Below are 26,523 nucleotides of genomic sequence, written 5' to 3'. Positions count from 1 at the left end.
CTGTGGGCCCCTTTTCCATTGGTGGGGACAACGAAGCCGGGTTTTCGGGCTATGTTGAAAGGGTAGGGAGTAACAGGAGCCAGCGAGCCGGGAGCCGTTAGGATGGAAAGTTATTATGTCAGCCATACCCTGGCCACTACCGATGTCGAAGCGGTGGTGGCCGCCTTGCAAGGACGCAACGCCTTCGTGACCCCGGCCCACAAGGGATGCGTGGTGGTGCTGGACGAAGCGGCCGAGAGTCAGCAGCCGGAGGTGGTGCTGGCGCTGGGCTGCCGGCTGTCGAACGAGCTGGCGGTGCCGGTGCTGGTGGCGCAGAATCATGACGACGACATCCTGCTGTTGGCCCTGTGCGAACGGGGCTGGGTGGTGGATCAGTACAACTCGGCCCCCGAACTGTTTGAGCCGGACCCGGATGCGGAACCCATAGGTCCCCAGGGAGGCAACGCCGGGCGGCTGGCCGAGGCCTTCGGCAGCCCCCAGACGGAGGAAATCGAGCGCATACTGCGCCTTTCCTCGGGGGAGGAGGGCTATCTGTTCGCCTACGAACGGCATTTTGCCCTGGTGAAGGCCCTGGGCATCTCCGAATATGGGGTCAATACCGGCTACAAGTACCTGGCCGCCGGGGAATATCCCGCCGGGCTGGAGGCGGGGCAGTTGATCCGGATCCAGGCCGACGGTGGCTAATTCAATGAGAATGATTCGCTTTAATATGACCTTCTGATCCGGTAGGCTAGCGCCTTTCTTCGTTTCCTGCTCGGAGCCTGTTCATGTCCAGCTCGTCCAGCTTTCAGGCGTTGTGGCGCCTGTTGCGCTATGCCCGGGGCTATCGCGGCCGCATCGTTGCCGCCACCTCCTGCTCCATCCTCAATAAACTGTTCGATATCGCGCCCGAGATCCTGATCGGCATCGCCATCGACGTGGTGGTCAATCAGGAGCAGAGCTTCGTGGCCCGGCTCGGCTTCGTCACCCCCAAGGAGCAGATCCTGATGCTGGGCGTGCTCACCTTCTTTATCTGGGCCGGTGAGTCTCTGTTCGAGTACCTCTACCAGATCCTGTGGCGCAACCTGGCCCAGCGGTTGCAATCGGATCTGCGCCAGGATGCCTACGAGCATGTGCAGCGGCTGGATATGGGTTATTTCGAGTCCAAAAGTTCGGGCCAACTGGTGTCCATCATGAACGACGACGTCAACCAGCTGGAGCGCTTCCTCGACGGCGGCGCCAACAGCCTGATCCAGGTATTCGTCACCGTGGTGGCGGTGGGCGCCGTGTTTATGGTGCTGTCGCCGCAGATAGCCTTGCTGGCCTTCACCCCCATTCCCATCATCATCTGGGGCGCTTTTTACTTCCAGCGCAAGGCCGGCCCGGTGTACGCCGAGGTGCGCGAAAAGGTGGGTGAGCTGGCCGGACGGCTGTCCAACAACCTGGGCGGCATCGCCACCATCAAGAGCTTCACCGCCGAAGCCCGCGAGGCCGAGCGGCTGCGCCTGAGCAGCGAAGCCTATGTGGAAGCCAACCGCAAGGCCATCCGCATCAGTTCGGCCTTTATCCCCATCATCCGCATGGCGATACTGGTGGGCTTCCTGGCCACCTTTATCCTCGGCGGCCTCAAGACCCTGGACGGCAGCCTCAACGTGGGCGCCTACGGGGTGCTGGTGTTCCTGACCCAGCGGCTGCTGTGGCCGCTGACCGGCCTGGCCCAGGTGATCGACCTGTTCGAGCGGGCCATGGCCAGCACCCGCCGCATCCTGGATCTGCTGACCACGCCGGTGCGGGTGCAGGACGGTGGCGAGCCCCTGGCCGGGCCGGTGAAGGGGGAAGTGCGCTTCGAGGGCCTGGGCTTTCATTATCCGTCCAGCCGGGTGGGGGTGAACGACATCGAGCTGACCGTGCCCGCCGGCACCACCCTGGCGCTGGTGGGGGCCACCGGCTCCGGCAAGTCCACCCTGGTCAAGCTGTTGCTGCGCTTCTACCAGCCGGACCGGGGCGCCATCTACCTGGACGGCCAACCGATAGAGCGGCTGGAGATGCAGGCCCTGCGCCGGAGCATCGGCCTGGTCAGCCAGGAGGTCTTCCTGTTCGAGGGCAGCATCCGCGACAACATCGCCTACGGCCGGCCCGAGGCGAGCGAGCAGGAGGTGATCGCCGCCGCCCGGGTGGCGGAAGCCTGGGAATTTATCGAGCGGCTGCCCCAGGGGCTGGATACCCCGGTGGGCGAGCGGGGCGTGCGGCTGTCCGGCGGCCAGCGCCAGCGGCTGTCCCTGGCCCGGGCCCTGCTCAAGGATCCGCCGGTGCTGATCCTCGACGAGGCCACCAGCGCGGTGGACAACGAGACCGAGGCCGCCATCCAGCGCTCGTTGCGCAAGATTGCCCACGGCCGTACCGTGATCATGATCGCCCACCGGCTGTCCACCATAGTCCACGCCGACAACATAGTGGTGGTCGACCAGGGCCGCATCGCCGAGCAGGGCCGCCATGCCGAGCTGCTGGCCAGGGACGGCCTCTACGCCGCCCAGTGGCGGGTGCAGACCGGCGAGGCGACGGAAGAGCAGGAAAGGGTGTTTGCCTGAGCCGGGCCGTTACCCGGTGGTTCGGCACCCGGTACGGCTACACTAAGGGGGTGTAACCCAGCCGGGAGGCGCCCTAATGAAACTTCTTTTCCTGCTGTTGGGCCTGCTGCTGGCCTTCGGGCCCGGGGCGGAGGAGGCGACGCCCGGGCCCGCCGCCATCCGCGAGTGGCCGGTGCCCTGGGCCGGCACCCGGCCGCGGGATCCCTTCGTGGCGCCGGACGGACGGGTCTGGTTCTGCGGCCAGGCGGGCAACTACCTGGCGGTGTTCGACCCTGGCACCGGGCAGTTCCGGCGCATCGAGCTGGAGTCGGGCACCCATCCCCACAACCTGGTGGTGGACGAGGCGGGGCTGGTCTGGTACGCCGGCAACCGCAATGCCCGTATCGGCCGGCTGGATCCGGCGAGCGGGGAGATAGTCACCTTCCCCATGCCCGATCCGCAGGTGCGCGATCCCCACACCCTGGCGCTGGATGGCCGTGGCGGGCTCTGGTTTACCGCCCAGGGCGGCAACAGGGTGGGCCGGCTGGACATGGCCAGCGGCGACATCGTTCTGGTGGAGGTGCCGACCCCCAACGCTCGTCCCTACGGCATCAAGCTGGATGGCCAGGGCCGGCCCTGGGTGGCCTTGTTCGGCACCAACAAGCTGGCCTGGATAGACCCGCGGACGCTGGCGCTGACCGAAGTGACCCTGCCCCGGGAGCAGGCCCGGGTGCGCCGGCTGGAGATCGCCGCCAACGGCGAGGTCTGGTACCTGGACTTCGCAGGCGGCCTGATCGGCCGTTACCGGCCGGCAGCGGGCAGCTTCGATGAATGGCCCATCCCCACCTCGGGACGGGCCCAGCCCTACGGCTCCGGCATGGACCAACGCGGGCGGCTGTGGCTGGTGGACGTGGGTTCCCGCCCGGTGCGGCTGCTGGGTTTCGATACCGCCGAGGAGCGCTTCCTGCCGGCGGTGACCATCCCCAGCGAGGGCGGAGCGGTGCGCCACATGTACTACCACGCCGGGAGCGACAGCCTCTGGTTTGGCACCGATGCCAATACCCTGGGCCAGGCCCGGCTGGCGCCCTAGCACCCCTTGTCGTCATCGACAAACCGGGCCAGCACCAGGCCCGGTTTTTTGTGCCACTGAAGCCCGGTAGCCTGGATCCTCGTCCTCCCAGCTTCTGGGCTCCTTATGGAACTCTTGCCGACAGGGCTACACTAAGAAGGCGTTTTCCGTGGGAGAGAGGTGCACATGAAGATCCTGTATCCATTGCTGGGATTGTGGCTGGTGCTGACCGCCGAGGCTCAGGAGGCCCCCGTGGCATCCCCCCACATCCAGGAATGGCAGGTGCCCTGGGCCGGAACCCGTCCCCGGGATCCTTTCGTGGCGCCGGACGGACGGGTCTGGTTCAGCGGCCAGCTGGGTAACTACCTGGCGGTGTTTGATCCCGATACCGACACCTTCGCGCGGATTGAACTGGAATCGGGCACCTACCCCAATGGCGTGGCGGTGGACGGCGCCGGCAGGGTCTGGTACGCGGGCAACCGCAACGCCCGCCTCGGCCGGCTGGAGCCCGCGAGCGGGGAGATAGTCACCTTTCCCATCCGCAACCCCGCGGTGCGCGATCCCTACACCCTGGCACTGGATGGAGGAGGCAAGCTCTGGTTTACCGCACCCGAAAGCAACCGGGTAGGCCGGTTGGATACGGAGAGCGGCGCCCTGGAGCTGATACGGGTGCCTACCGTCAGCGCCCGGCCCTACGACATCAAGCTGGATGGCCAGGGAAGGCCCTGGGTGTCGCTGTTCGGCACCAACAAGCTGGCCTGGGTAGACCCCGAGACCCTGGCGTTGACCGAAGTGACCCTGCCCAGACCCAGGGCACGGGTGCGGCGGCTGGAAGTGGCCGGCAACGGTGACGTCTGGTACCTGGATTTCGCCAACGGCATCGTCGGCCGTTATCGGCCGTCGTCGGGGAGTTTCGACGAGTGGCCGATCCCCGGCGAAGGACGGGCCCGGCCCTACGGCTCGGCGCTGGACGGCGAGGGCCGGCTCTGGCTGGCGGATCAGGGGGGCAGGGCGATGCGGTTGCTGAGTTTCGATACCCAAGGCGAGCGTTTCCTGCACGAGCTGGCGTTGCCCAGCCCCAGTGGCGCCGTGCGCCACCTGCACTACCACGCGGCCAGCGACAGCCTCTGGTTCGCCACCGACGCCAATACCCTGGGCCAGGTCCGGCTGGCGCCCTAGTGCACCGCTCAGTTTAAAACCTGAGCAACGCGATAACTCACCTGTAGGCGCCCGTTTACGTGGCGTAAAGCTGCCAACGGTGGAAATCGCGGAAATATGGCACCCATGCCCGCCGTGCTGGTTCATGCCGGCTAAAGCGGCACCTACAGCGGCGATGGCAGCACAATAAAGGGGGTCTGCGCACAAACTCTCCAGAAAAATGAAACCGGTTTCTGTAACCGGTTTCATTTTGCTGTTAGGATGGTCCCATATCGGCCGTTGCGACAACGAAGCCGGCCGGCCCGGATCATTCCAAGCGAGGAGCCAAGCATGACAGTATTTCCCGAGCAGTTCCTGTGGGGCGCGGCCAGCGCCGCCTATCAGGTGGAGGGCGGCCACGACGCCGACGGCAAGGGGCCGTCCATCTGGGATCTCTACGCCCACCTGCCCGGCACCACCCATGAAGGCACCAACGGCGACCTGGCGGCGGATCACTACCACCGCTTCAAGGAAGACGTGGCGTTGATGGCGGAGCAGGGGCTCACCAGCTATCGCTTTTCCATCGCCTGGACCCGGCTGTTTCCCGCGGGCCGGGGCGCCGTCAACCCGGCGGGCGTGGCCTTCTATCATGCCTTGATCGACGAGCTGCTCAGGCACAATATCAAGCCGATGATCACCCTTTACCACTGGGATCTGCCCCAGGCGCTGCAGGACATCGGCGGCTGGGAATCCCGCGAGACGGTGGACGCCTTCGCCGACTACGCCGAGCTGTGCTACCGGGAATTCGGTGCCAAGGCCGAGCTGTGGGCCACCTTCAACGAGACCGTGGTCTTTATCGGCATGGGCTATATCACCGGTGCCCACCCGCCCGGGGTGCGCGACCCGGCCCGGGCGCTGCAGGCCTGCCACCATGTGTTCCTGGCCCACGCCCGGGCGGTACAGCGTTTTCGCGAGCTGAAACAGGATGGTCTGGTGCGGCATGATGCGGTCATCGGCTTCGTCAACGTACTGCAGCCCCATGCTCCGGCCAGCGACAGGTCCGAAGACATCGCCGCCCGGGCACTGGCCGACGGCTGCTTCACCCACTGGTTCTACGATCCCGTGCTCAGGGGCGAGTATCCCGCCGAGTTGCTGCAATGGGCCCAGGAGGCGCTCGGCGCGCCGCTGTTCGCCCCGGGCGACACCGAACTGCTCAGGGCCAATCTCTGCGATTTTATCGGGGTCAACTACTACAAGCGGGAGCTGGTGGCCGCCAACCCGGACGTGGACAACACCCGCATCAATACCAGCGGCGAAAAGGGCTCGGGCCGGGAGTTCGGCTTTCGGGGGCTGTTCAAGTTCGTGCGCAACCCAAGCGGCGAATACACCGACTGGGACTGGGAAATCTACCCCCGGGGCCTGACCGAGGGCATACTGCAACTGAAAGCACGCTACGGCAACGTGCCGGTGTACATCACCGAGAACGGCCTGGGCGCCAAGGATCCCATCATCGACGGCGAAGTGGTGGACGACGCCCGCATCGACTACCTGGCCCGCCACCTCAAGGCCGCGGCGGACGCCATCGCCGCCGGCGCCGACGTGCGCGGCTACTATCCCTGGTCCTTCACCGATCTGCTGAGCTGGCTCAACGGCTACCAGAAGCAGTACGGCTTCGTCTATATCGACCGGGACAACCACCTGGCCCGGCAGCGCAAGAAGAGCTTCTTCTGGTACCAGGAGGTGATAAGATCCCATGGCGCCGGCCTGTAGCCTCTTTCTCTACACCGTTTTCACCTTTTCCGATAACAGCAATGGCCACCATAACCGATGTATGCAAACTGGCCGGGGTTTCCAAGGCCACGGTCTCAAGGGTGCTGAACGGCACCGCCCAGGTGAAGGAGTCCACCCGCCGCGCGGTGTTCGACGCCATCGACCAGCTCGGCTACCGGCCCAACAGCCTGGCCCGGGCCCTGGCCAACAACAGCGGCAACAGCCTGGGGCTGGTGGTGTCCGACTTCGAGGGCGCCTACTTCGGCACCCTGCTCAAGCAGGCGGCCCTGAGCGCCGAGCAGCACGGCAAGCAACTGATCGTGACCGACGGCCACGACGACCCCGAGCGTGAGCGGGACGCGGTGCACCTGCTGGCCGACCGGCGCTGCGACGCCATCGTGCTGTACAGCCGCTTTATGTCCGAGGCGCAGCTTGCCGGGCTCAAGGCCGGGCTCGCCATTCCGCTGGTGGTGATCAACCGGGAGCTGCCGGCAGAACTGGGGCCCAGCGTCTGCTTCGAACAGGCCGGCGCCGCCCGGCTGATGATGGATCACCTTATCGGCCTGGGCCACCGGCGCATCGCCTGCATCACCACCCCCATCCAGGCTCCCACCGGCCAGACCCGGCTCGAGGGCTACCGGGCCGCGCTTGGAGCGAACGATATTGCGGTCGATCCGCAACTGATCGAACACGGCGACAGCCACCTGGAAGGGGGCTACCTGGCCTGCCGGCGGCTGCTCGAGCGGGGCATGGCCTTTACCGCCCTGTTCGCCTTCAACGACGACATGGCGGTGGGGGCGCTCAGGGCGTTGCACGAGGCCGGCATCCGGGTGCCGCAGCAGGTATCGGTGGCCGGTTTCGACAACGAGCCCATGTCGGCCTACAGCCAGCCGGCGCTCACCACGGTGGAGCTGCCGATCCAGGCCATGACCCGGCACGCCATGCAACTGGCGCTGGAGCTGGCCGAGGGCCGTCCGGCACCGGCCCCCATGCGCTTTCGGGGGCGGCTGGTCCTGCGGGAATCGGTGACGGCGCCGAACACCAGTGATTAAACCAGCAACGAGGAGCACGGCATGATTGAAGCGGTTATTTTCGATATGGACGGGGTCATCGTCGACTCCGAGCCCCTGTGGTTGCAGGCCAAGAAGGAGGCGGGGGCGCGTTTCGGCTTTACCGTCACCGAGGAAGACGGCGCCCAGACCGTGGGTCTGCGCATCGACGAGATCAGCCAGCGCTGGGTGCGCACCAAGGGGCTGGATCCGGCCTGTGCCGATGCCCTGACCGAGGCCATGATCGAGCAGGTGATCGCCCAGGTGCGGCGGCTGGACGACCCCATGGCCGGGGTGCGCGATACCCTGGGCTGGCTGAAGCGTTCCCCGCTCAAGGTGGGCCTGGCCTCTTCCTCGCCGTTGCGGCTGATCGACGCCGTGCTCGAACGCTTCGGGCTGGCCGAGCACTTCGAGGTGCGGGTGTCCGCCGAGCACCTGCCGCTCGGCAAGCCCCATCCCCAGGTTTACCTGGAAGCCGCCGCCGCCCTGGGCGTGCTGCCCCAGCATTGCCTGGCCATCGAGGATTCGGTCAATGGCGTTATCGCCGCCAAGGCCGCCCAGATGACGGCGCTGTGCGTGCCCGAGCCGGCCCTGTACCGGGATCAGCGCTTCGGCATCGCCGATCTCCGGCTGTCCTCCCTGGCCGACTTCGACTGTCCCCAGGTGCGACGCCTGCTGGGGCAGTGAGGGAGGGCGCCGGGGCTGCCGGTGTTCTGCCCTGGGGGCGTTCGGTGTCGGGACGGGTGTCGGACGAACCGTGCTAAAAATAACACCTGTTCTTATTACCACTACGTTATTCAAGCTAAATCAATGGGTTAAGTCTCATTTGGATTTGCGGAGCGGACGACAAGCGTCTATCATTGCCAGCGGAATTCATGGGGAGAAGGGTTATGAAAGGCGATACAAAAGTCATCGAGTACCTGAACCAGGTGCTGAGCATTGAGCTCACCTCCATCAACCAGTATTTCCTGCACGCCCGCATGTTCAAGAACTGGGGCCTGCACGAGCTGGACGAGCGCGAGTACAAGAAATCCATCAAGGACATGAAGCAGGCCGACGCCCTTATCGAGCGCATCCTGTTCCTCGAGGGGCTGCCCAACCTGCAGCACCTCAACCGTCTGTACATCGGCGAGACCACCGAGGAGATGCTGCGGTGCGATCTGCGGCAGGTGGAGGAGCAACTGGTGGTGCTGAAGGACGCCATCGCCTACTGCGAGTCGGTACAGGACTATGTGTCCCGGGAACTGCTCACCGACATCGAGGAATACGAAGAGGGCCACCTGGACTGGATCGATACCCAGCTCGGCCTTGTCGCCAAGGTCGGCATCGAGAACTACCAACAGTCGCAACTGTAAGGGGAACCAGATGAAAGGCAATCCGAAGATTATCGCGGCCCTGAACGAGCTGCTGGCCGGCGAACTGAGCGCCATGGATCAGTACTTTATCCATTCCCGCATGTACGACGACTGGGGCCTGAAAAAGCTGTTCGAGCGCATCGACCACGAGTTCGAGGATGAGAAGGGCCACGCCGCCAAGTTGATCGAGCGTATCCTGTTCCTGGAAGGCACTCCCGACATGGTCACCCGGGTGCCGATCCAGGTCGGCAGGGACGTGCCCGCCATGCTGAAGAACGATCTCGCGCTGGAATACAAGGTGATCGAGGATCTGCGCAAGGCCATGGCCCTGTGCGAGCAGGAGCACGACTACCAGAGCCGCGACATGCTGCTGCAACTGCTGGAAGACACCGAGCACGACCATACCCACTGGCTGGAGCAGCAACTGGGCCTGATCGACAGGATAGGCCTGCCCAACTACCTCCAGTCCCAGATGGGCTGATCCCTCTTAATACTCCCGCATCTACCATAACATGGGGATTGGACAAAGGTTCCAATCCCCCCTCCCGTAGGTCTACTTTCAGTGGACCTACGCCGGATTTTTGGTCGGCTGACGTCGACCCTACACGTCATCGCAGCGGCTGAGAACCACGATATGTTGCACTGGACTCCGCGCTTTGCGGGAGTGACAACAGCGTCATTCGACGGTTTGTCGGCAGTCTGAAGTGCGGGTCTTGGGAGGCCGCCTGCGCTCCCGCCTCGGCTTTCCGCTCGGTGTGTGGGCCGGGCTATTTACCGCCCAGCAGGGATCCCAGCAGGCCCCGGGCGATGCGCCGGCCCAGTTGGCTGCCGATGCTGCGCAGGGTGCTCTTGGCCACGCTTTCCAGCAGCGAATCCCGGTTGCCGGCACGGCGGGGCGCCCCGTCCTGGGGTTGCGGCGCCGGCGGTGCCGCCTGTTGCGCCAGGCGCCGCTCCAGCAGCTCGAATGCCGACTCCCGATCCAGCACCTGGTCGTAGCGCCCGGCCAGGGGCGACTGTGCGAGCCGGGCCTGGTGTTCTTCCGCCGTCAGGGGGCCTATACGGGACTCGGGCGGGCAGATCAGGGTGATCTCCACCGGGGTGGGCGCCCCCTTTTCGTCCAGCACCGACACCAGGGCCTCGCCCACGCCGAGGGTGGTGATGGCGGCCTGGGTATCGAAGGCCGGGTTGGCCCTAAAGGTGCGCGCGGCGGCCCTGACCGCCTGTTCGTCCCGTGGGGTGAAGGCGCGCAGGGCGTGCTGGACCCGGTTGCCGAGCTGGCCCAGCACGGTGTCGGGGATATCCAGCGGACTCTGGGTGATGAAATAGACACCCACCCCCTTGGAGCGGATCAAGCGCACCAGTTGCTCTATTTTTTCCAGCAATGGCCTGGGGGCCGAGTTGAACAGCAGGTGCGCCTCGTCGAAGAAAAACACCAGCACCGGCTGGGGCGGATCGCCCAGCTCCGGCAGCGTCTCGAACAGCTCGCTCAATAACCAGAGCAGGAAGCTGGCGTAGAGCCGGGGGCTTTGCATCAGCCGGGTGGCGTCGAGGATGCTGACCACCCCCTGGCCGGAAAAATCCCGTTGCATCAGATCCCGCAGATTGAGCGAGGGCTCGCCGAAGAAGTGGCCGCTGCCGTCCTGCTCCAGCACCAGCAGCCGGCGCTGGATGGCCCCCAGGCTGTTGGCGGGCAGGTTGCCGTAGCGCCCGGCCAGGGCTTTGGCGTTGTCCGCCACCCAGCCGAGCAGGGCGCGCAGATCCTTGAGGTCGAGCAGCAGCAGGCCCTCGTCGTCGGCGATGCGGAAACAGGCATAGAGCAGGCCGCTCTGGGTATCGTTGAGTTCCAGTATATGGGCCAGCAGCAGGGGACCCAGTTCGGAGATGGTGGCCCGCACCGGGTGGCCCCGGGTGGCGAACATGTCCCAGAACAGGGTAGGACAGGGGCGGGGCTGGTAGTCCTCCACCCCCAGCCGGGCCAGCCGCTCGGCAACCTTGCCGCCGGGGTCGGCGGGAGCGGCCAGGCCGGACAGGTCGCCCTTGACGTCGGCCAGGAACACCGGGGTACCGGCGTGGGAGAAGCTTTCCGCCAGCCGTTGCAGGGTGACCGTCTTGCCGGTGCCGGTGGCGCCGGTAATGAGCCCGTGACGGTTGGCCATGGCCAACCGCAGCCGGACGGGAGCGTGTTCGTGGGTACTGCCGAGGTAAAGCGGTGCTGTGCTCATGGATGGGCCCGGTTGAGAACGGATAGCCACAAGCTTAGCCAATTTACGGGGTGTGGGAGGGGGGAAGAAACAAAAGCCCGGCGGCTGCCGGGCTTGGGAGGGATGGCTGACCTGTGTCTTAGTCCAGGGTGTCGAGGCTCTTCTGGTAGTTGTCGAAGGTTTGGGTCACGGAGGCGGCGGGGGCGCCGGTCAGCTTGCTCACCGCGACGATGGCGACGGAGGCGAGGATAAAGCCGGGGACGATTTCATAGATATCGAAGATGCCGCCGTTAAGCTGCTTCCACACCACCACGGTAATGCCGCCCACCAGCACGCCGGCCAGGGCGCCGTTGCGGTTCATGTCGCGCCAGTACAGGCTGAACAGCAGGGCGGGGCCGAAGGCGGCGCCGAAGCCGGCCCAGGCGTAGGACACCAGGCCCAGCACGGTGCTGTCGGGGTTGAAGGCCAGCATCAGGGCGACCACCGACAGGGCGATCACCGCGAAACGGCCCACGTTGACGATGCTCTCGGAGCTGGCGCTGGGGTTGAACACCTGCTTGTAGAAGTCTTCCGCCAGGGCGGAGGAGGACACCAGCAGCTGGGAGTCGGCGGTACTCATGATGGCGGCCAGGATGGCAGCCAGCAGGATGCCGGCGATCACCGGATGGAAGATGGCGTTGACCAGCACCATAAAGATGGTTTCCGGATCGGCCAGCTCGCCGCCCGTGCTGTTCTGCACATACAGCAGGCCGACCATGCCCACCATCAGGGCGCCGGCCATGGACAGGAAGCTCCAGGTGACGGCGATGCGGCGGGCGGTGGTGATGTCCTTGTTGCTGCGGGTGGCATTGAAGCGCGCCAGGATATGGGGCTGGCCGAAGTAGCCCAGACCCCAGGCCGCCAGGGAGATGATGGCGATGGCGGACAGCGGCTCGCCCTTCACATCGTTCCACAGGGTCAGCAGCTCGGGGTTGAGGTTGTGCAGATCGGTGTTCAACTGGCCGAAGCCCCCATCCATGGCGGCGATGGGCACGATCAGCAGGGCGGCGGCCATCAGCAGGCCCTGTACCAGGTCGGTCCAGGACACGGCCAGGAAGCCGCCGAACAGGGTATAGGACACGATGCAGAGGGTGCCGATGATCACCGCCACGCTGTAGTCCAGGCCGAACACGGTTTCGAACAGCTTGCCGCCGGCCACCAGGCCGGAGCTGGTGTAGAACAGGAAGAACAGCAGGATGAACAGGGCGGAAATGGTCTGCAACAGCTTGGACTTGTCTTCGAAGCGGCGGGCCAGGTATTCGGGAATGGTAATGGCGTTATTCACTTCCAGGGTGTAGGTGCGCAACCGCTTGGCGCAGAACAGCCAGTTGGCCCAGGTACCCAGCAGCAGGCCGCCGGCCAGCCAGAAGGATTCGATGCCGGCGGCATAGGCGTAGCCGGGCAGACCCAGCAGCAGCCAGCCGCTCATGTCCGAGGCGCCGGCGGAAATGGCGGAAGGCCAGGGACCCAGGGAGCGGCCACCGAGAAAGTAGTCGGCCGAGTTGGCGGTGCGCTTGTAGGCGTAATAGCCGATGGCCATCATGCCGATAAGATAAACGATAAAGGTGCCGGTGATGGCAAAGTTGGATTCAATCATTCCCTGTTCCTCCAGGATGGATTCCTGTTCTTTCTGTTACATCGCAGTGTGGGATTGGCCACGGGGCTGGGCCGCCATGGTTAAGCTTTTGTTACTTAACAAGGATAGTAGGGGGAACGACAGCCCGGGTCTTTTGCTTTTCTGCGTTATTTTTTAGGAAAACTCCGCCGCTGCGAGAAGGGTGATCAGCGGTGCAGCTTGCGGTAGCGGGAAGGCGAGAGGTCGAACCGGCTCGAGAACACCTGGGTGAACAGGCTCTGGCTGGAAAAGCCGCAGTGCTGGGCGATATAGGCCAGGCTGTGCTGGCTGTCCACCAGCAGGCGCCTGGCCTCGGCCAGGCGTTTTTCCAGCACGTACTGGTAGGGGGACAGCCCGGTCTGCTCCTTGAACAGCAGGTGGAACTGGCTTTCGCCCAGGAAAGCGCAGCCGGCTAGCTGGGCCACGGTGATCTTGCGGCCCAGGTGCTGGGCGATGTAGGCGTCGATCACCTCCAGGTTGAGGCGCTTGGTCCTGGGCTGCAGGCGGGGAAAGGCCATGTGCCGGTGCAGGGCGCACAGCAGGGTGTGGGCGCAGGCCTGGCCGAGCAGGTGATCGTCCGGGTTGGCACGCATCTCGTGGCTGAGCACCGACACCAGCTGCTGCGCCTGGGGCGCCAGCTGGAAGTAGCGGGGCTTGTCGAACAGGCAGGTCAGGCGCTCTTCCTGGCCGGGCACCACGGGCACCGGATTGAGGGACAGGTTGACCACCAGTATGGCGTTGCTGCCCCGGCCGCCGAAGGCGTGGTCCTGCTCCGACGACACCAGGCAACCCTGGCCCGGCCCCATCAGGCTGCCGTTGCCGCCGATATCGAACTCGGTCTGGCCGTTAAGGCCTATCACTATCTGGTTGTAGTGATGCTGGTGATGGGCCATTTCGGTGGGCAATGCCATGATTTCAAAGGGCTTAAAAGCAGGCATGGGACTTTCCTTCGCGTTGGAGGGCGGTCGGCGTTCATAAAGACGCCAATTGTACACCCTAAGCCGACCGGGCTCCATGGCACCGGCGGTATGGCGGCTGCGGCACCTGCCCGGCATTACCCCAGCCTTTCCACCAGAAAATCCACCAGCAGCCGCACCTTGGGAGAGAGGTGGCGGTTGTGGGGGTAGAGCACCCAGATGCCGTCGTCCGGCAACCGGTACTGGTCCAGCAGGCTGACCAGCTCACCCCGGCCCAGTTCTTCCTGCACATAGTAGTCGGGCAACTGCACTATGCCGAGCCCCTTCAAGGCGGCGTCCTTCAGCGCCAGGCCCGAGTTGCAGTGCCAGCCGCTGCCCAGGCGAAAGCTCCTGGGCTGGCCCTGTTCCACGAAGCGCCAGTGATCCACCGTGCCCGCCAGGCACCTGTGCCGGCTCAGGTCGGCCAGGGTGGCGGGGGTGCCGTGCCCGGCGAGATAAGCGGGGGAGGCGCACAGATACTGGGTGCGCCGGGCCAGCTTGCGGCACATCAGGGAGGAGGAGTCCAGGGTGCCGAGGCGGATGGCCAGGTCGAAACCTTCCTGCACCAGATCCACCGTCTGGTTGGTGAGCACCAGATCCAGCTCCAGCGCCGGATACAGCAGCAGGAAGTCGTTGACCAGGGGCGCCAGGAAGCGCTCGCCATAATAGACGGGGGCCGTGATGCGCAGCCTGCCCACCGGGTTGCCCTCCATGGCGCTGACCAGGCGCTCGGCCTCGGCCAGCTCGTCCAGCACCTTGCGGGTGTGGCGGTAGTAGAGCTGGCCCACCTCGGTGAGCCGCAGCTTGCGGGTGGTGCGATACAGCAGTTTGGCGCCCAGCCGGTCTTCCAGCTGACTGATGCGCCGGCTGACATGGGCGACCGACACCTCCAGCCGGCGGGCGGCGGCGGTGAAGCTTTCGGTTTCCACCACGCTGATGAATTCGTTGATACCGTCCCAGTTGGTCATTATTACCCAGCAGTAAAAATCATTTGTCCCAAGCGCCATTATCGCGGCTCGGCGGTGTAATACAATCAGGAAAGTTTCGGCGCGTTCTCGCGCTCCGTCGTCATTCCCTCGAAGGCGGGAAGCCATGATAACGGCGCAGTGCCGTGGAATGGATCCCCAGCTTCGCGGGGGCGACGGTGAAACCCGGACCGACTTGTAGGGTCGACTTCAGTCGACCGGCAGTGATGGCCCATTGAAATGGGCCCTACGGGCAGTGCCCGTTTTATCCAACAGGAGCCAAGCATGGACATGATCAAAACCCGCGCCGCCGTGGCCTGGGAGCCGGGCAAGCCGCTCAGCATCGAGGAAGTGGATTTGATGCCGCCCCAGAAGGGCGAGGTACTGGTGCGCATCGTCGCCACCGGCGTCTGCCACACCGACGCCTACACCCTGTCCGGCGACGACGCCGAAGGGGTGTTCCCGGCCATCCTCGGCCACGAGGGCGCGGGCATAGTGGAAGCGGTGGGCGAAGGCGTGACCAGCCTGCAGGTGGGCGATCACGTGATCCCGCTGTACACCGCCGAGTGCGGCGAGTGCAAGTTCTGCAAATCCGGCAAGACCAACCTGTGCCAGGCGGTGCGTGCCACCCAGGGCAAGGGCCTGATGCCCGACGGCACCACCCGCTTCTCCAAGGACGGCCAGCCCATCTACCACTACATGGGCTGCTCCACCTTCTCCGAATATACCGTGGTGCCGGAGATCTCCCTGGCCAAGATAAGCCCGGAAGCGCCGCTGGAAAAGGTGTGCCTGCTGGGCTGCGGCGTGACCACCGGCATGGGCGCGGTGAAGAACACCGCCAAGGTACAGCCGGGTGACACCGTCGCCGTGTTCGGCCTGGGCGGCATCGGCCTGGCGGTGATCATCGGCGCGGTGCAGGCCAAGGCCGGGCGCATCATCGCCATCGACATCAACGAGGACAAGTTCGAGATCGCCAAAAAGCTGGGCGCCACCGATTGCGTCAACCCCAGCAAGTTCGACAAACCGATCCAGGACGTGATCGTGGAGATGACCGACGGCGGCGTGGACTTCTCCTTCGAGTGCATCGGCAACGTCAAGGTGATGCGCTCGGCCCTGGAGTGCTGCCACAAGGGCTGGGGCGAGTCGGTGATCATCGGCGTGGCTCCGGCGGGCGCCGAGATCTCCACCCGACCCTTCCAACTGGTGACCGGCCGGGTCTGGCGCGGCAGCGCCTTCGGCGGCGTGAAGGGACGCTCCCAACTGCCCGGCATCGTCGAGCAGTACCTGAACGGCGAGTTCGAACTGGACACCTTCATCACCCATACCATGGGCCTGGACGACATCAACCACGCCTTCGATTTGATGCACGAAGGCAAGTCCATCCGCTCGGTGATCCTGTACAACAAGTGATAGCTGTAGGCTATCAGCTTTAAGCTGTAAGACGAACATCATGGCTGCAGGCACCGCGCTGTGTCTGCAAGCCATGCCGGGGCTACTTACAGCGGACAGCTTATGGCTTATAGCTCTCCGATAGGAGGTGCAATGCAACTGCTACAAGAGCAAAAATGCTTCGGCGGCCGCCAGATCCGCTACCAGCATGAATCCCAAAGCCTCAACTGCAGCATGCAGTTTTCCGTGTTCCTGCCGCCCCAGGCGGAGCAGGGGCCGGTGCCGGCACTGTACTGGCTGTCGGGCCTCACCTGTACCGACGAGAATTTCTCCACCAAGGCCGGCGCCCAGCGGGTGGCCGCCGAGCTTGGGCTGGCGCTGATCATCCCCGACACCAGCCCACGCGGCGAAGGGGTGCCGGACGACGACAACGGCGCCTACGATCTGGGCCTGGGCGCCGGCTTCTATGTGAACGCCACCGAAGCGCCCTGGCGCCGGCACTATCGCATGTACGACTATGTGCTGAACGAGCTGCCGGCGCTGGTGGAGGCCGAGCTGCCGCTCGACGGCCGGCGCGCTGTCAGCGGCCATTCCATGGGCGGCCACGGCGCCCTGGTGCTGGCCCTGCGCAACCCGGCACGCTTCGTCTCGGTGTCGGCCTTTGCGCCCATCTCCAACCCGAGCGACTGTCCCTGGGGGCAGAAGGCCTTCACCGCCTACCTGGGCGAGGACAAGGCCGCCTGGGCCCAGTACGACGCCAGCCTGTTGCTCAGGGAGAAAGGCTGCCCGCTGCCGATGCTGGTGGACCAGGGCGAGGCCGACAACTTCCTGGCCGAGCAGCTCAAACCGCAAGCGCTCAAGGCTGCCGCCGAACATGCCGGCGCCGCACTGACCCTGCGCCTGCAACCGGGCTACGACCACAGCTACTACTTTATCGCCAGCTTTATCGAAGACCACCTGCGCTTCCACGCCCGTCATCTGGGCCGCTGAGCAGTAACGCCAATGAGCTGCCCTTCCTGTGGAGCGCAAAAGCTGCGCTCCCATTAAGCCGAACGAGATCCCTTCAGGCCGGAGTCTGCGGGGGCAGTGGCTGGCGCCGCTTTTTCCGGCGCCGGGCGCGCCAGGCCACAAAGCCGGTGCCCAGGGCCAGGGCGTAGCCCGCCTCCGGCCCGAGCGAGAGCAGCACCCCCAGGCAGAGCAGGCTGGCCAGGGCCGCCAGGGCGCGCCAGGGACCGGTGAGCAGCCTGACTCCCGCCACCATGGCGAGCAGGTAGACCAGGATGAAGTTGCCGTTGGCGTAGCGGATCAGGGTATCCAGCGGCAGCCGGAACAGCCAGGCGGCCAGCACGCAGAGGGCGCAGACGCCGATCACCCAGGCCAGGGCGCGCAGCGGCGCGCCGTTGCGGTTGAGGCGGGCCAGGCTCGCGGGCAGCTTGCCCTCGTCCGCCAGGCTCCACAGCAGCCGGGCGAATCCCTGGATATAGATATTGATGCTGGCGAAGCAGGCCAGGTAGCCCACCAGCGCCGCCGCCCAGCGCCCGCCCTCGCCGAACAGCCCGGCCATCAGGGTGGGAATGGAGGTGGTGTTGGCCAGCTCATCACCGAACATCCCGAAGCGGAGCACCGCCAGGGCACAGCCCAGGTACACCAGCCCGGCCAGCAGCACCCCGAACAGCAGCGCCAGGGGAAAGTCCCGCCGGGGATTTTTGAACTCTTCTCCCATATGGGTAAAGGCTTCCAGCCCCACGAAGCACCAGAACATCACTCCCAGGGCGGCGGGCAGCAGGCCCCATTGCATCTGGGCGAGGGGCGGCAGGGCGGGCGGCGCCGCCAGCAGACCGCCGGCCCACCAGATGGCCAGCAACAGCAGCACTATGGCCAGCGCAATCAGCACCTGCACCAGGCCGGAGGCCCGGGTCTTGCGGCTGCCGAGCAGCAGGATAAGCCCCAGGGTGCCGAGCTGCACCAGCAGATCGCCGCCGGCGGAAAGATCGAACAGGGCGTGCCAGAAGCCGGCGGTGAGGGTGAGAGCGGCGGGAATGCCGACCGGCAACACCGCCAGGAACAGGAAGGCGGCCAGTTTTTCCATGGGCGCGCCCAGGCCCCGGCCGATCAGGTGCGGCGCGCCACCGGCGTGGGGAAAACACTGGCCCAGGCGGGCAAAGCTGAACGCCACCGGCAGCACCAGCAGTATCAACCCCAGCCAGGCCCACAGCGAGCCCGGGCCGGCGATGCTGGCGGCCACCGCCGGCACCACGAAGATGCCGGTGCCGAGCAATGAGGTGGCCATCATGCCGGTGCCATGGGCCAGCCCCAGTTCCTTGTTCAAACGCGCCATTTTAGTTTCGATTCCGTGCCTGAGAATTCTGATATATTAGCGCCCACGCATCAGATTCCGACGCTGCAAAACGCCGTTTGCCGGCGGCAGTTCGTCGCTTTGTGCCGCCGTTTCGCCGGCGGGTGGGAGAAAGGCTTCGGGTGGACAAATTCGATCGACAGATAGTGGCCCTGCTGGCGGCCAATGCCCGCATGGCGGTGGCGAGCATCGCCCGCGAGGTGAGCCTGTCCCGCTCGGCGGTGTCCGAGCGCATCCGCCAGCTGGAGGAGCGGGGCATCATCCGCGGCTATCACGCCCGCATCGGCGGGGGCGGCGGCGCCGTGCGCGCCTATTTCGAGCTGCATTATCATGTGCACCGCTGCGAGCAATACGCCGCCCTGCTGCGCGCCATGCCCGAGGTGAAGCTGTGCTACACCATCAGCGGCGAGACCGACATGCTGGTGTATGTGGAGGCGGCCTCCATGATCCGGCTGGATGAGGTGCGCGGCCAGATCGAGAACATGCCCAATATCAAGACGGTGAAAACCCACATGATCTTGTCCGAGCTTATCAACAACCTGGGGTGAGCATGCAGATATACAAGGCCCACTGGCTGGCGCCCTGGTTCAACCATCCCTTCCTGGCCACCGAGCTGACCGCGGACGGCCTGGTGCTGCACCTCAAGCGCGAGCGCCACGGGCTCGGCTGGCACGAACTGAGCGCGCCGCCCCGGCTGGAGGAAGCCCGCCGCCTGTACCGGCTGCGGCTGTTCTGCACCCAGGGCGATATCGAGCTGGGCTGGCTGCCCCGGGTGGTGGCCGAACCCCTGGCCGAGGCGGTCACCCTGGGCTGGTACCGATATCATGCGAACCGGGTGCTGCCCCTGGCGGAGCAATGCCTGGGGCTGCTGGACGCCGGCTACCTGCGCCATTCCCGCTGGCGGCGGCTGCAGGCGCTGGTGGCCGGGGAGGCGGTGGACTGGTCCGCCTGTCCGCCGCCCGAGACGCTGGACGACCGGGCCCGGGCGGCGTTCGAGCTGGTGGCCACGCTGCAGGCGGCGGACGAGGCCTGGTGGGAGCAGTGCTGCCAGGATTATTGCCGGCAGGCCCTGGCCGAGCATACTGCCCTGTTCGACGGCCTGGAAGCCCATCCGCTGACCCCGGCCCAGCGCCTGGCCTGCGTGGTGGACGAAGACCACAACCTGGTGCTGGCCGGGGCCGGCTGCGGCAAGACCAGCGTGATGGCGGCGCGGGCCGCCTTTCTGCTGGCGTCGCGCCAGGCCCGGGCCGACGAACTGCTGCTGCTGGCCTTCGGCAACGAGGCGGCGGCGGAAATGGCCGAGCGGCTGGCGCGCCGGCCCGAGACCACTCCGGTCAAGGTCAGCACCTTTCATGCCCTGGGGCTGATGATACTGTCCCGGGTGGAGGGGCGCACCCCGCCCCTGAGCCCGTTGGCCCAGGACGAGCGGGCCCGCCAGGGCGCCTTCGCCGCCTGGCTGGAGCAGTTCGGGCAGGAGGATCCGGCCTACGGCGAGCGGCTGCTCGACTGGCTGCGCCGCCACCGCTTCCAGGTGGTGCCCCGGCCGGATTTCATGCGGCTGGCGCGGGAATGGGCACCGCTGGTGGCGGCACTCAAGCTCTATGGCGAGCCGGATCCCGTCGAACTGACCCCGGATCAGGCCGAGCAACTGGCCCTGGTGCGGCCGCTGCTGCACCGTTACCAGGCGCAGCTGCGCGAGCGGGGCGACATCGACTTCGACGACATGATCGAAAAGGCCACCCATTATGTGCGCCAGGGCCGGTTCGAGGTGCCCTGGCGCCATGTGCTGGTGGACGAGTTCCAGGACATTTCCGCGCCCCGGGCCGAGCTGCTCAAGGCCCTGCGCGATGCGGCCCCCGGGCTTTCCCTGTTCTGCGTGGGGGACGACTGGCAGGCCATCTACCGCTTCAGCGGCGCCGATGTGTCGCTGACCACCCGCTTTGCGGACCACTTCGGCGCCAGCCGGATCACCGTCCTGGACCAGACCTTCCGCTTCAACAACCGTATCGAGCAGGTGGCCAGCCGCTTCGTGACCCGCAACCCCGGCCAGTTGCCCAAAACCCTGGGTACCCACAAACGCAGCGAGGGCCCCTGCGTGCACGTGCTGCCGGTGGAGCACGACAGCCAGATGGACGCGGTGACCCGGCTGCTGGGGCAGATCGCGGCCCAGCGGCCGGACGCCTCCGTCTACCTGCTGGCCCGCTTCCGTTTCAGCTTGCCGGACGAGTCCCAGCTGGCGGGCTGGCGCCGGCGCTTCCCGGATCTCCGGCTGGAGGCCCAGACCCTGCACGGCGCCAAGGGCAAGGAGGCGGACTGCGTGATCCTGCTGGGCCTGGTGCGGGGACGTTACGGCTTTCCCCCCGACAAGAGCGGCCCCAGCCTGCTGGAGTTGCTGCTGCCGGAGGAGGAAGCCTTCCCCCATGCCGAGGAGCGCCGGTTGTTCTATGTGGGGCTGACCCGGGCCCGGGATCAGGTGTTCCTGCTGGCGGATCGGCAGATCCCCTCGGTGTTCGTCAAGGAGCTGCTCGACGGCGGCTACCCCGGCGTCAGCCGCTGGGGCTAGGGTAACAAGGCGCTGGAGCCGGTCCGGCGGTTTTGTTAATCTTTTTTACATGAAAATTTATGCATTCCGGGAGGGAAAGTGCCCAGTATCAAGCGAAGGGAAATCCAGCGTATCGTCGGTATCATTTCCCGCGCCATCCTGGAGCAGCGGCTGGCGCCGGGCACCCGGCTGGTGGAAACCCGGCTGTCCGAGGCGCTGGGCGCCAACCGCAACCATGTGCGCGCCGCCCTGCTGGAACTCAGCCATCAGGGGCTGGTGGCCATCGCCGCCAACCGGGGAGCCACCGTGGCCTGTCCCAGCCAGCAGGAGGCGGCCGAAGTGTTTGCCATGCGCCGCATCCTGGAAGAGGAGGCGGTGGCCCTGGCCGCCCGGGGCGAGCGGCGGGGCGAGCTGGCCCCGCTCCGGGCGCTGATAGAAGAAGAGCGGCGGGCGGTCGAGGAGGGCCGGCGGCCGGCGGCGGTGGACTGCGCCGCCCGCTTTCATATCGAACTGGCCAGGCTCGGCGGCAACCGCCTGCTGGTGGAGGTGCTGGAACGGATGATCGCCAAGACCTCGCTTATCGTCAGCATGTACCAGAAAGACAGAAACGCCCACCACTGCCATTGTGAAGAGCACGGCAAGCTGCTGGATCTGGTGGCGGCGGGGGAGGCCGACACGGCCGCCCTGTCCATGCGCCGCCACCTGGAACACCTGGAGGCCAGCCTGGAGCTGACCGAGGAGGAAGAGCAAAGCCTGGATCTGGCGGCGCTGTTCGCCGAACTGCAAACCGAGGCGGAAACCGGCCCGCGCTGAGCCGGCTGCCGCCTTTCCTCACTCCCCATTCGGGCCTTTCCCGGGCCTCCCTGCGGCGGGGCCTGCGCCCCGCGCGGTATCGATCAGATAAATATTCTGCTTTTTTGAATAATTCAAAAGCAAGCTTTCGTTGTGCTTCCATTTAGTGCTTTATTATTCGTTAACCTTAGTGTAACGTTTTTTGCTGACTTTATTGCTAACAATTGTGTTGTTTTATTTTTAGCAATTGGTTCGGGCTATTTCACTTAGGGAAAGAATCATGACCATAAAACCTCTTATCTGGGGCGGTGCCCTGGGCGTGCTGACCTCGACCTTGCCGGTGCTGGCCGAAACCCGGTTCAACGGCGATATGATCCAGGGCAAGCCGGTGATCACCCGGCTGGATGTGGACTCCCTCGAGCCGGGCAAACAGCATGAGTTCTACTTTCGGGTGGCGGGCCAGAACAACGCCGGCCAGCACTACTACCTGCCGGTGAGCGTGCTGAAGGGGGAAGCACCGGGCAAGAAGGTGATGCTGGTGGCCGGGGTGCACGCCAACGAGATGAACCCCTATCTCACCGTGCACAAGGTCAAGGAGCGGCTCGCCGTAGAGGCGCTGAAGGGCACCGTGACCATAGTGCACCAGTTCAACATTCCCGGGCTTATCGCCAATGTGCGCGAATTCGTGCCCTCGGGGCCGGTCAAGGTCAATGAGAACCTCAACCGCCAGGCCAACACCGAAGACACCCGCACCTCGGGCCAGCGGTATTCCCACAGCATCTGGAACGATCTGCTCAAACACAATGCGGACTATGCCATCGACATGCATACCGCCAACCCCACCACCTTCCCGTTGTTCGCCTACACCGACTACAGCATTCCGGCGGTGAAGGAGATGACCCGGCTGTTCGGGGTGGACGTGGCCTTCAGCAGCCAGAGCCAGACCACGGTGGACGGCGCCTACAACGGCATAGGGGTACCGGCCTTTACCCTGGAGATCGGCGCAAGGGATGTGTACGAACCCGAACTGGTGGAACGGGCGGTGGACGGCACCCTCAACTTCCTGCGCCATATCCAGCTGATCGAAGGCGAGGTGATGCAGCCCGAGCTGCCGGTGGAAACCGAGCACTGGGAGGACGTGCGCGCCGAGTTCGGCGGTTTCGTGGTGCCCAAGGTGCAACTGCTGGACAAGGTGAAGAAGGGAGACCTGATGTTCGTGCAGTACGACGCCTTCGGCCACGAGGTGAAACAGTACCACAGCCCGGCCGACGGGGTGGTGGTGCAGATCATCCAGAACCCCATGGCGGAAAGCGGCAGCCAGCTCGGCAGCGTGGTGTACTAGCGCACCGATCAGTTTAAAAATCGACCAACCGGCTATTTGTTGTCTGTTGCAACCTAGAGAAGAGGCAACAGGGCCACCTCCACCGACACGCCGCAAAATATGACACTCGCTGTTTCGGCCTGCTGCGAACATTCACTGGAGGTTCGGTCAGGCCGAAACGGCTCGTCACGGCGAGCAAGCTCGCCCCCTGTAGGCTCGCACCTGCCGAATGTCGCGGAAACCGCCGTATCATCGCTTCGCGATGCTGGCGGCGGTGCAAGGCGCTTCGCGCCCCCTGGCAGGTGACGGTCGGCGGAGGCCATCCCTGTCACCTCTTTGCAAGCCCCGGCGCCGCTTGATGGTGGTCCGGCAGACGACTGCGGGATGAAGGGGAGGACCAAGGGTGGCAGCGAAGCCGGCCCTCCGCGCCAGGGAGGATTCACGGCGTGTTGTCTATGGCCGGCTCAGCGGAAAGCTGGGCGGGAAGATCTCCGCCAGCGGCGGATGGCGGTGGCAGCGCTCTGGGTAGCTGGTCATGAACCGCTCGAACTGGCGCTGAGCCTGGTGGTGCAGCTCCTGCACATCCAGCCCGGCCTTGACCAGTTGGCCGTCCCATACCACCTTGTCGCCGTTGACGATCACTCCCTTGATATCCCGGCCGTTACCGTTGATCACCATGGTGGTGATGGGATCGAACACCTGACCGGTGTGGATGCGGTCGAAGTCGAACACCATGATATCGGCCCTGGAGCCCGGGCAGAGCCGGCCGATGTCCTCCCGCCCCAGGGCCCGGGCGCCGCCCAGGGTGGCCATGTTGTAGTAATCGGCGGCGGAGGCGGCGGTGATGTCGTTGCTTTCCACCCGGCTCAGGATGGCGCCGATATGCATGTTCTGGATCATGTCCGGCGGAAAGGTATCCGTGCCCAGACTGAGGTTGATGCCGGCCTGCCGGAACTGGCGCACGCCATGGAAATACTTGCTGTGGCGACCGGCCACTATGGGGCAGATCACCGCATTGGCTCCGGCCTGCCCCAGCAGTACCAGCTCCCGCTCCACTTTTTCCGGTGTGCTGTGCTTGCCGCCCAGGTATTGCAGATGGGGCAGCAGCAGGCGGTGATCCAGCAGGCCGTTTTCGGCCATCAATTCCACCGACGACATGCCATTGTGCAGCTCATGCACCATGTCCAGCTCAAATTGCCCCTGACAGCTGTGCAGCCGCACCGGGCAGTCCAGTGCACGCATGGCGCTGGCGGTCTGGCGCAGCAGCTCCGGGGTACAGCCCTCTATCCGGTCCGGCGCCAGCATGCCCCTGATGGTGTCGCCGTGGCGGCCCTGCAGTTCTTCCACGTAGCGCACCGCCTGCTCCAGTCCCTGCAACCCCCGTTGTTCGTCGAAACGCATGTCGAGGCTGCCGTCCGGGTTGACCACGCCGTAGCCCGACATATAGGCCGGCCCCAGGTAGGCGCGTACGCCCAGGCTCTCGGCGATGTCGGCGGCGCGGAGGAACTCGTCGGCGGTTTCGGCCCACTCCCGGTACAGGATGGAGGTGATGGGAGCGATGGTGGTGATGCCGTTCAGCAGCAACTGGCTGAAGGCGTAGCGCTTGTTGAAGTCGAGTTCGGCGTCGCTGTAGGTCTCGCGTCGCTGCCAGTCGCTGGCGGGCAGCCGGCCCTTCTGCCAGCCCGGCTGGTGATCGAAGGCCAGTACGGTGGAGTCCAGGTCGGCCACCGCGTCCAGGTCGATAAAGCCGGGGCCGAGCAGGGCGTTGCCCATGTCCTGGGTCTCGTCGACCTGGCCCTGGTAGCCATGGCCGACGAACAGCACGCTGTCGCCGCGGTAGACCAGCTCGCCCTGCTCGTAGATATGGTGGCCGCCGTCCTTGAAGCCGATCACGTAGCGGGCGGTCATTTTGATGGTTTTCATGGGGTGAAACTCCGTCGGTATATAGTGTTAACTAGCTGTTCCGAATAGTAGATCACTGCCGACAGCGACCGGGGCTGCTAAGCAGACCCTTCGCGCCAGGGATGGCGCGACGGAGCCCCCAGGGGGCGAGTTTGCTCGCCGTGACGAGTGGTTTCAGCCTGACCGAACATCCAGTGAATGTTCGCAGCAGGCTGAAACCGCGAGTGTCATATCCTCACGGCGTGTCTGCGTGCGGTGCCCGGTCGATGTAGCGCTATTTGGATCAGTTATTTAAGTGGTCAGAACAGGCATTCGCCCCGGTCGGCGACCAGCCGGCCGGCCTTGAACACGGTGCGCTCCCGTGGCGGCTCGGCGATCACCTCGGCCACCGCCTGCCCTGCCAGCAGCACCAGATCCGCCCGGCAGCCCACTTCCAGGCCGTAGTCCTTCAGCCCCATCACCTCGGCGCCGCCCCGGGTGATGGCGTGCAACGCCTGAGCCAGCTCCCGGTCCTGGCGCCAGCGGTATTTCAGCCCCATCAGCATGGCCCGCTGCAGCATGTCGCCGTTGCCATAGGGGCTCCAGGTGTCGCGGATGCCGTCGTTGCCGGCGGTCACCCTGACCCCGGCGGCGCGCAGTTTTTCATAGGGCGGCACCTGGCGATTGGCGGGGGCCGTGGTGGCGATGGCGATATCCGCCTCGGCCAGCCCGGCGATCAGCCGATCCTGGTAGCCGGGATCCACCTCGCCCAGGCAAAAGGCGTGGCTGATGGTGACCTTGCCCTGCATGCCCAGGGCGCGGGTGCGCTCTGTCATCAGTTCCACCGAGAAGGCGCCCAGCTCGCCCGGCTCATGCAGGTGCAGATCCACCCCCTTGCCGTATTTGGCGGCGAGCTCGAACACGGCGTCGAGATGGGCCACCGGATTGCGCTCGAAGCTGGACGGATCTATGCCGCCCACATAATCGGCGCCCAGTTTGATCGCCTCTTCCATCAATGTCCGGGTACCGGGCCGGCCCAGCAGGCCGCTCTGGGGAAAGCAGACCGTCTCTATGTAAATCTGCTCGGCCAGGGCGTCCCGGGTGGCCAGCACCCCTTCCATATGGCGCAGGCCGATTTCCGTGTCCACGTCGATATGGGTGCGGATATGGGTGGTGCCCAGGCGAATCGCCTGGCGGGCGATGCGCTCGGACTGGCGCCGGCTGTCGAACGCCTGTTCACGCCGGAAGCGACGCTCGTTATCGATGATGGCGGGCAACTCCCGCGGCACTTCGTTGACATACCAGTCCATGCCCCACAGGGATTTGTCGATATGGGCGTGGCCGTCGATAAAGCCGGGCAGGGCCAGGCGGTGGCCGCCTTCGACCACTTGGGCACCGGGCGGCGGCGTGATATGGGGGTCGATACGGCCGATGCGGCCCTGCTCGATCAGCAAGTCCCGGCTTTGCTGTTGGCCGTTGAGGCGTACCTGCCGGATGAGGGTGGTCGTCATGGTTGCTCCCTGTTGGTCCTATCGAAGGC

The 26,523-nt window shown here is 65.4% G+C and carries 22 protein-coding genes; 15 read left to right on the top strand and 7 right to left on the bottom strand.

The genetic code is table 11. The features are described 5' to 3' along the window. Positions 1 to 102 precede the first annotated feature (102 nt). The 9 genes from CGX12_RS02350 (at position 103) to bfr (CGX12_RS02310) (ending at position 9,407) form a co-directional block, all read left to right on the top strand. The gene (locus tag CGX12_RS02350; RefSeq protein ID WP_094038291.1) at positions 103 to 684 is read left to right on the top strand and encodes a hypothetical protein; all 582 of its coding nucleotides are present in this window, start codon (positions 103 to 105) and stop codon (positions 682 to 684) included. Between the two features lie 83 nt (positions 685 to 767). Continuing rightward, positions 768 to 2,567: an ABC transporter ATP-binding protein gene (locus tag CGX12_RS02345; protein ID WP_094038290.1), complete on the top strand. Its 1,800-nt coding sequence runs from the start codon at positions 768 to 770 to the stop codon at positions 2,565 to 2,567. Between the two features lie 76 nt (positions 2,568 to 2,643). Then, positions 2,644 to 3,636: a Vgb family protein gene (locus tag CGX12_RS02340; protein WP_094038289.1), complete on the top strand. Its 993-nt coding sequence runs from the start codon at positions 2,644 to 2,646 to the stop codon at positions 3,634 to 3,636. A gap of 165 nt (positions 3,637 to 3,801) precedes the next feature. After that, the gene (locus tag CGX12_RS02335; RefSeq protein ID WP_094038288.1) at positions 3,802 to 4,794 is read left to right on the top strand and encodes a Vgb family protein; all 993 of its coding nucleotides are present in this window, start codon (positions 3,802 to 3,804) and stop codon (positions 4,792 to 4,794) included. A gap of 309 nt (positions 4,795 to 5,103) precedes the next feature. Next, complete coding sequence (locus CGX12_RS02330) at positions 5,104 to 6,522, top strand: GH1 family beta-glucosidase (RefSeq protein ID WP_094038287.1); 1,419 nt, start codon at positions 5,104 to 5,106, stop codon at positions 6,520 to 6,522. A 41-nt stretch (positions 6,523 to 6,563) separates the two neighbouring features. Beyond that, a complete protein-coding gene (locus CGX12_RS02325; RefSeq protein ID WP_094038286.1) occupies positions 6,564 to 7,574 on the top strand; it encodes a LacI family DNA-binding transcriptional regulator in 1,011 nt (336 codons plus the stop codon). A gap of 21 nt (positions 7,575 to 7,595) precedes the next feature. Further along, entirely contained in the window at positions 7,596 to 8,258 is a 663-nt protein-coding gene (gene hxpB / locus CGX12_RS02320; RefSeq protein WP_094038285.1) for a hexitol phosphatase HxpB, read from the top strand. 203 nt (positions 8,259 to 8,461) lie between these two features. Beyond that, positions 8,462 to 8,926: a bacterioferritin gene (gene bfr, locus CGX12_RS02315; protein WP_094038284.1), complete on the top strand. Its 465-nt coding sequence runs from the start codon at positions 8,462 to 8,464 to the stop codon at positions 8,924 to 8,926. A gap of 10 nt (positions 8,927 to 8,936) precedes the next feature. After that, entirely contained in the window at positions 8,937 to 9,407 is a 471-nt protein-coding gene (bfr, locus tag CGX12_RS02310) for a bacterioferritin (protein ID WP_094038283.1), read from the top strand. Between the two features lie 286 nt (positions 9,408 to 9,693). Here the strand turns inward: bfr (CGX12_RS02310) and CGX12_RS02305 are convergent, their stop codons facing one another. The 4 genes from CGX12_RS02305 to CGX12_RS02290 form a co-directional block, all read right to left on the bottom strand. Next, positions 9,694 to 11,148: a helicase HerA-like domain-containing protein gene (locus CGX12_RS02305; protein WP_094038282.1), complete on the bottom strand. Its 1,455-nt coding sequence runs from the start codon at positions 11,146 to 11,148 to the stop codon at positions 9,694 to 9,696. Between the two features lie 118 nt (positions 11,149 to 11,266). After that, positions 11,267 to 12,763 carry a sodium/proline symporter PutP gene (gene putP / locus CGX12_RS02300; RefSeq protein ID WP_094038281.1) on the bottom strand — a complete coding sequence of 499 codons (1,497 nt, stop codon included), beginning with the start codon at positions 12,761 to 12,763 and terminating at the stop codon, positions 11,267 to 11,269. A 185-nt stretch (positions 12,764 to 12,948) separates the two neighbouring features. After that, entirely contained in the window at positions 12,949 to 13,719 is a 771-nt protein-coding gene (locus tag CGX12_RS02295; RefSeq protein WP_094038280.1) for a helix-turn-helix domain-containing protein, read from the bottom strand. Positions 13,720 to 13,835: 116 nt separating this feature from the next. After that, positions 13,836 to 14,705: a LysR family transcriptional regulator gene (locus CGX12_RS02290; RefSeq protein WP_094038279.1), complete on the bottom strand. Its 870-nt coding sequence runs from the start codon at positions 14,703 to 14,705 to the stop codon at positions 13,836 to 13,838. Positions 14,706 to 14,987: 282 nt separating this feature from the next. On the opposite strand from CGX12_RS02290, the gene CGX12_RS02285 reads away from it, so the two are divergent. Beyond that, a complete protein-coding gene (locus CGX12_RS02285) occupies positions 14,988 to 16,112 on the top strand; it encodes an S-(hydroxymethyl)glutathione dehydrogenase/class III alcohol dehydrogenase (RefSeq protein WP_094038278.1) in 1,125 nt (374 codons plus the stop codon). Between the two features lie 132 nt (positions 16,113 to 16,244). Continuing rightward, a complete protein-coding gene (fghA, locus tag CGX12_RS02280) occupies positions 16,245 to 17,081 on the top strand; it encodes an S-formylglutathione hydrolase (protein WP_176441981.1) in 837 nt (278 codons plus the stop codon). Between the two features lie 73 nt (positions 17,082 to 17,154). Here the strand turns inward: fghA and yjeH are convergent, their stop codons facing one another. Further along, a complete protein-coding gene (gene yjeH, locus CGX12_RS02275; RefSeq protein WP_094038276.1) occupies positions 17,155 to 18,429 on the bottom strand; it encodes an L-methionine/branched-chain amino acid transporter in 1,275 nt (424 codons plus the stop codon). A 140-nt stretch (positions 18,430 to 18,569) separates the two neighbouring features. Here yjeH and CGX12_RS02270 point away from each other — a divergent pair, with 140 nt between their 5' ends. The 4 genes from CGX12_RS02270 to CGX12_RS02255 all read left to right on the top strand — a co-directional run bounded on the left by CGX12_RS02270 (position 18,570) and on the right by CGX12_RS02255 (position 23,123). After that, positions 18,570 to 18,995 (top strand): Lrp/AsnC family transcriptional regulator, encoded by a 426-nt coding sequence (locus CGX12_RS02270; protein WP_094038275.1) that lies wholly within the window; start codon positions 18,570 to 18,572, stop codon positions 18,993 to 18,995. A 2-nt stretch (positions 18,996 to 18,997) separates the two neighbouring features. Next, on the top strand, positions 18,998 to 21,010 hold the full coding sequence (locus CGX12_RS02265; protein WP_094038274.1) for a UvrD-helicase domain-containing protein: 2,013 nt from the start codon (positions 18,998 to 19,000) through the stop codon (positions 21,008 to 21,010). Between the two features lie 78 nt (positions 21,011 to 21,088). Beyond that, positions 21,089 to 21,802, top strand: a complete 714-nt coding sequence (locus tag CGX12_RS02260) for a GntR family transcriptional regulator (protein WP_094038273.1) — start codon at positions 21,089 to 21,091, stop codon at positions 21,800 to 21,802. Positions 21,803 to 22,061: 259 nt separating this feature from the next. Continuing rightward, entirely contained in the window at positions 22,062 to 23,123 is a 1,062-nt protein-coding gene (locus CGX12_RS02255; RefSeq protein WP_094038272.1) for a succinylglutamate desuccinylase/aspartoacylase family protein, read from the top strand. A gap of 432 nt (positions 23,124 to 23,555) precedes the next feature. Here CGX12_RS02255 and CGX12_RS02250 read toward each other — a convergent pair whose 3' ends face one another. Both CGX12_RS02250 and CGX12_RS02245 read right to left on the bottom strand, forming a co-directional pair. Next, entirely contained in the window at positions 23,556 to 25,025 is a 1,470-nt protein-coding gene (locus CGX12_RS02250) for an amidohydrolase family protein (protein ID WP_094038271.1), read from the bottom strand. 278 nt (positions 25,026 to 25,303) lie between these two features. Continuing rightward, complete coding sequence (locus CGX12_RS02245) at positions 25,304 to 26,494, bottom strand: amidohydrolase family protein (protein ID WP_094038270.1); 1,191 nt, start codon at positions 26,492 to 26,494, stop codon at positions 25,304 to 25,306. Between the last annotated feature and the right edge of the window lie 29 nt (positions 26,495 to 26,523).

Origin of the sequence: Zobellella denitrificans (genome assembly GCF_002237365.1) — a bacterium.
In the GTDB taxonomy this organism is placed as follows: Bacteria; Pseudomonadota; Gammaproteobacteria; order Enterobacterales; family Aeromonadaceae; genus Oceanimonas; species Oceanimonas denitrificans.
This window is presented reverse-complemented; position numbering and strand designations above follow the sequence as displayed.

Coding starts and splice junctions, on each gene's coding strand:
- CGX12_RS02250 (WP_094038271.1), bottom strand. CDS start 25,025: ATGAAAACCATCAAAATGACCGCCCGCTACGTGATCGGCTTCAAGGAC.
- CGX12_RS02325 (WP_094038286.1), top strand. CDS start 6,564: ATGGCCACCATAACCGATGTATGCAAACTGGCCGGGGTTTCCAAGGCC.
- CGX12_RS02350 (WP_094038291.1), top strand. CDS start 103: ATGGAAAGTTATTATGTCAGCCATACCCTGGCCACTACCGATGTCGAA.
- bfr (WP_094038283.1), top strand. CDS start 8,937: ATGAAAGGCAATCCGAAGATTATCGCGGCCCTGAACGAGCTGCTGGCC.
- CGX12_RS02340 (WP_094038289.1), top strand. CDS start 2,644: ATGAAACTTCTTTTCCTGCTGTTGGGCCTGCTGCTGGCCTTCGGGCCC.
- CGX12_RS02255 (WP_094038272.1), top strand. CDS start 22,062: ATGACCATAAAACCTCTTATCTGGGGCGGTGCCCTGGGCGTGCTGACC.
- bfr (WP_094038284.1), top strand. CDS start 8,462: ATGAAAGGCGATACAAAAGTCATCGAGTACCTGAACCAGGTGCTGAGC.
- CGX12_RS02295 (WP_094038280.1), bottom strand. CDS start 13,719: ATGCCTGCTTTTAAGCCCTTTGAAATCATGGCATTGCCCACCGAAATG.
- CGX12_RS02335 (WP_094038288.1), top strand. CDS start 3,802: ATGAAGATCCTGTATCCATTGCTGGGATTGTGGCTGGTGCTGACCGCC.
- CGX12_RS02305 (WP_094038282.1), bottom strand. CDS start 11,148: ATGAGCACAGCACCGCTTTACCTCGGCAGTACCCACGAACACGCTCCC.
- CGX12_RS02265 (WP_094038274.1), top strand. CDS start 18,998: ATGCAGATATACAAGGCCCACTGGCTGGCGCCCTGGTTCAACCATCCC.
- CGX12_RS02285 (WP_094038278.1), top strand. CDS start 14,988: ATGGACATGATCAAAACCCGCGCCGCCGTGGCCTGGGAGCCGGGCAAG.
- CGX12_RS02330 (WP_094038287.1), top strand. CDS start 5,104: ATGACAGTATTTCCCGAGCAGTTCCTGTGGGGCGCGGCCAGCGCCGCC.
- fghA (WP_176441981.1), top strand. CDS start 16,245: ATGCAACTGCTACAAGAGCAAAAATGCTTCGGCGGCCGCCAGATCCGC.
- putP (WP_094038281.1), bottom strand. CDS start 12,763: ATGATTGAATCCAACTTTGCCATCACCGGCACCTTTATCGTTTATCTT.
- yjeH (WP_094038276.1), bottom strand. CDS start 18,429: ATGGCGCGTTTGAACAAGGAACTGGGGCTGGCCCATGGCACCGGCATG.
- CGX12_RS02345 (WP_094038290.1), top strand. CDS start 768: ATGTCCAGCTCGTCCAGCTTTCAGGCGTTGTGGCGCCTGTTGCGCTAT.
- hxpB (WP_094038285.1), top strand. CDS start 7,596: ATGATTGAAGCGGTTATTTTCGATATGGACGGGGTCATCGTCGACTCC.
- CGX12_RS02290 (WP_094038279.1), bottom strand. CDS start 14,705: ATGACCAACTGGGACGGTATCAACGAATTCATCAGCGTGGTGGAAACC.
- CGX12_RS02245 (WP_094038270.1), bottom strand. CDS start 26,494: ATGACGACCACCCTCATCCGGCAGGTACGCCTCAACGGCCAACAGCAA.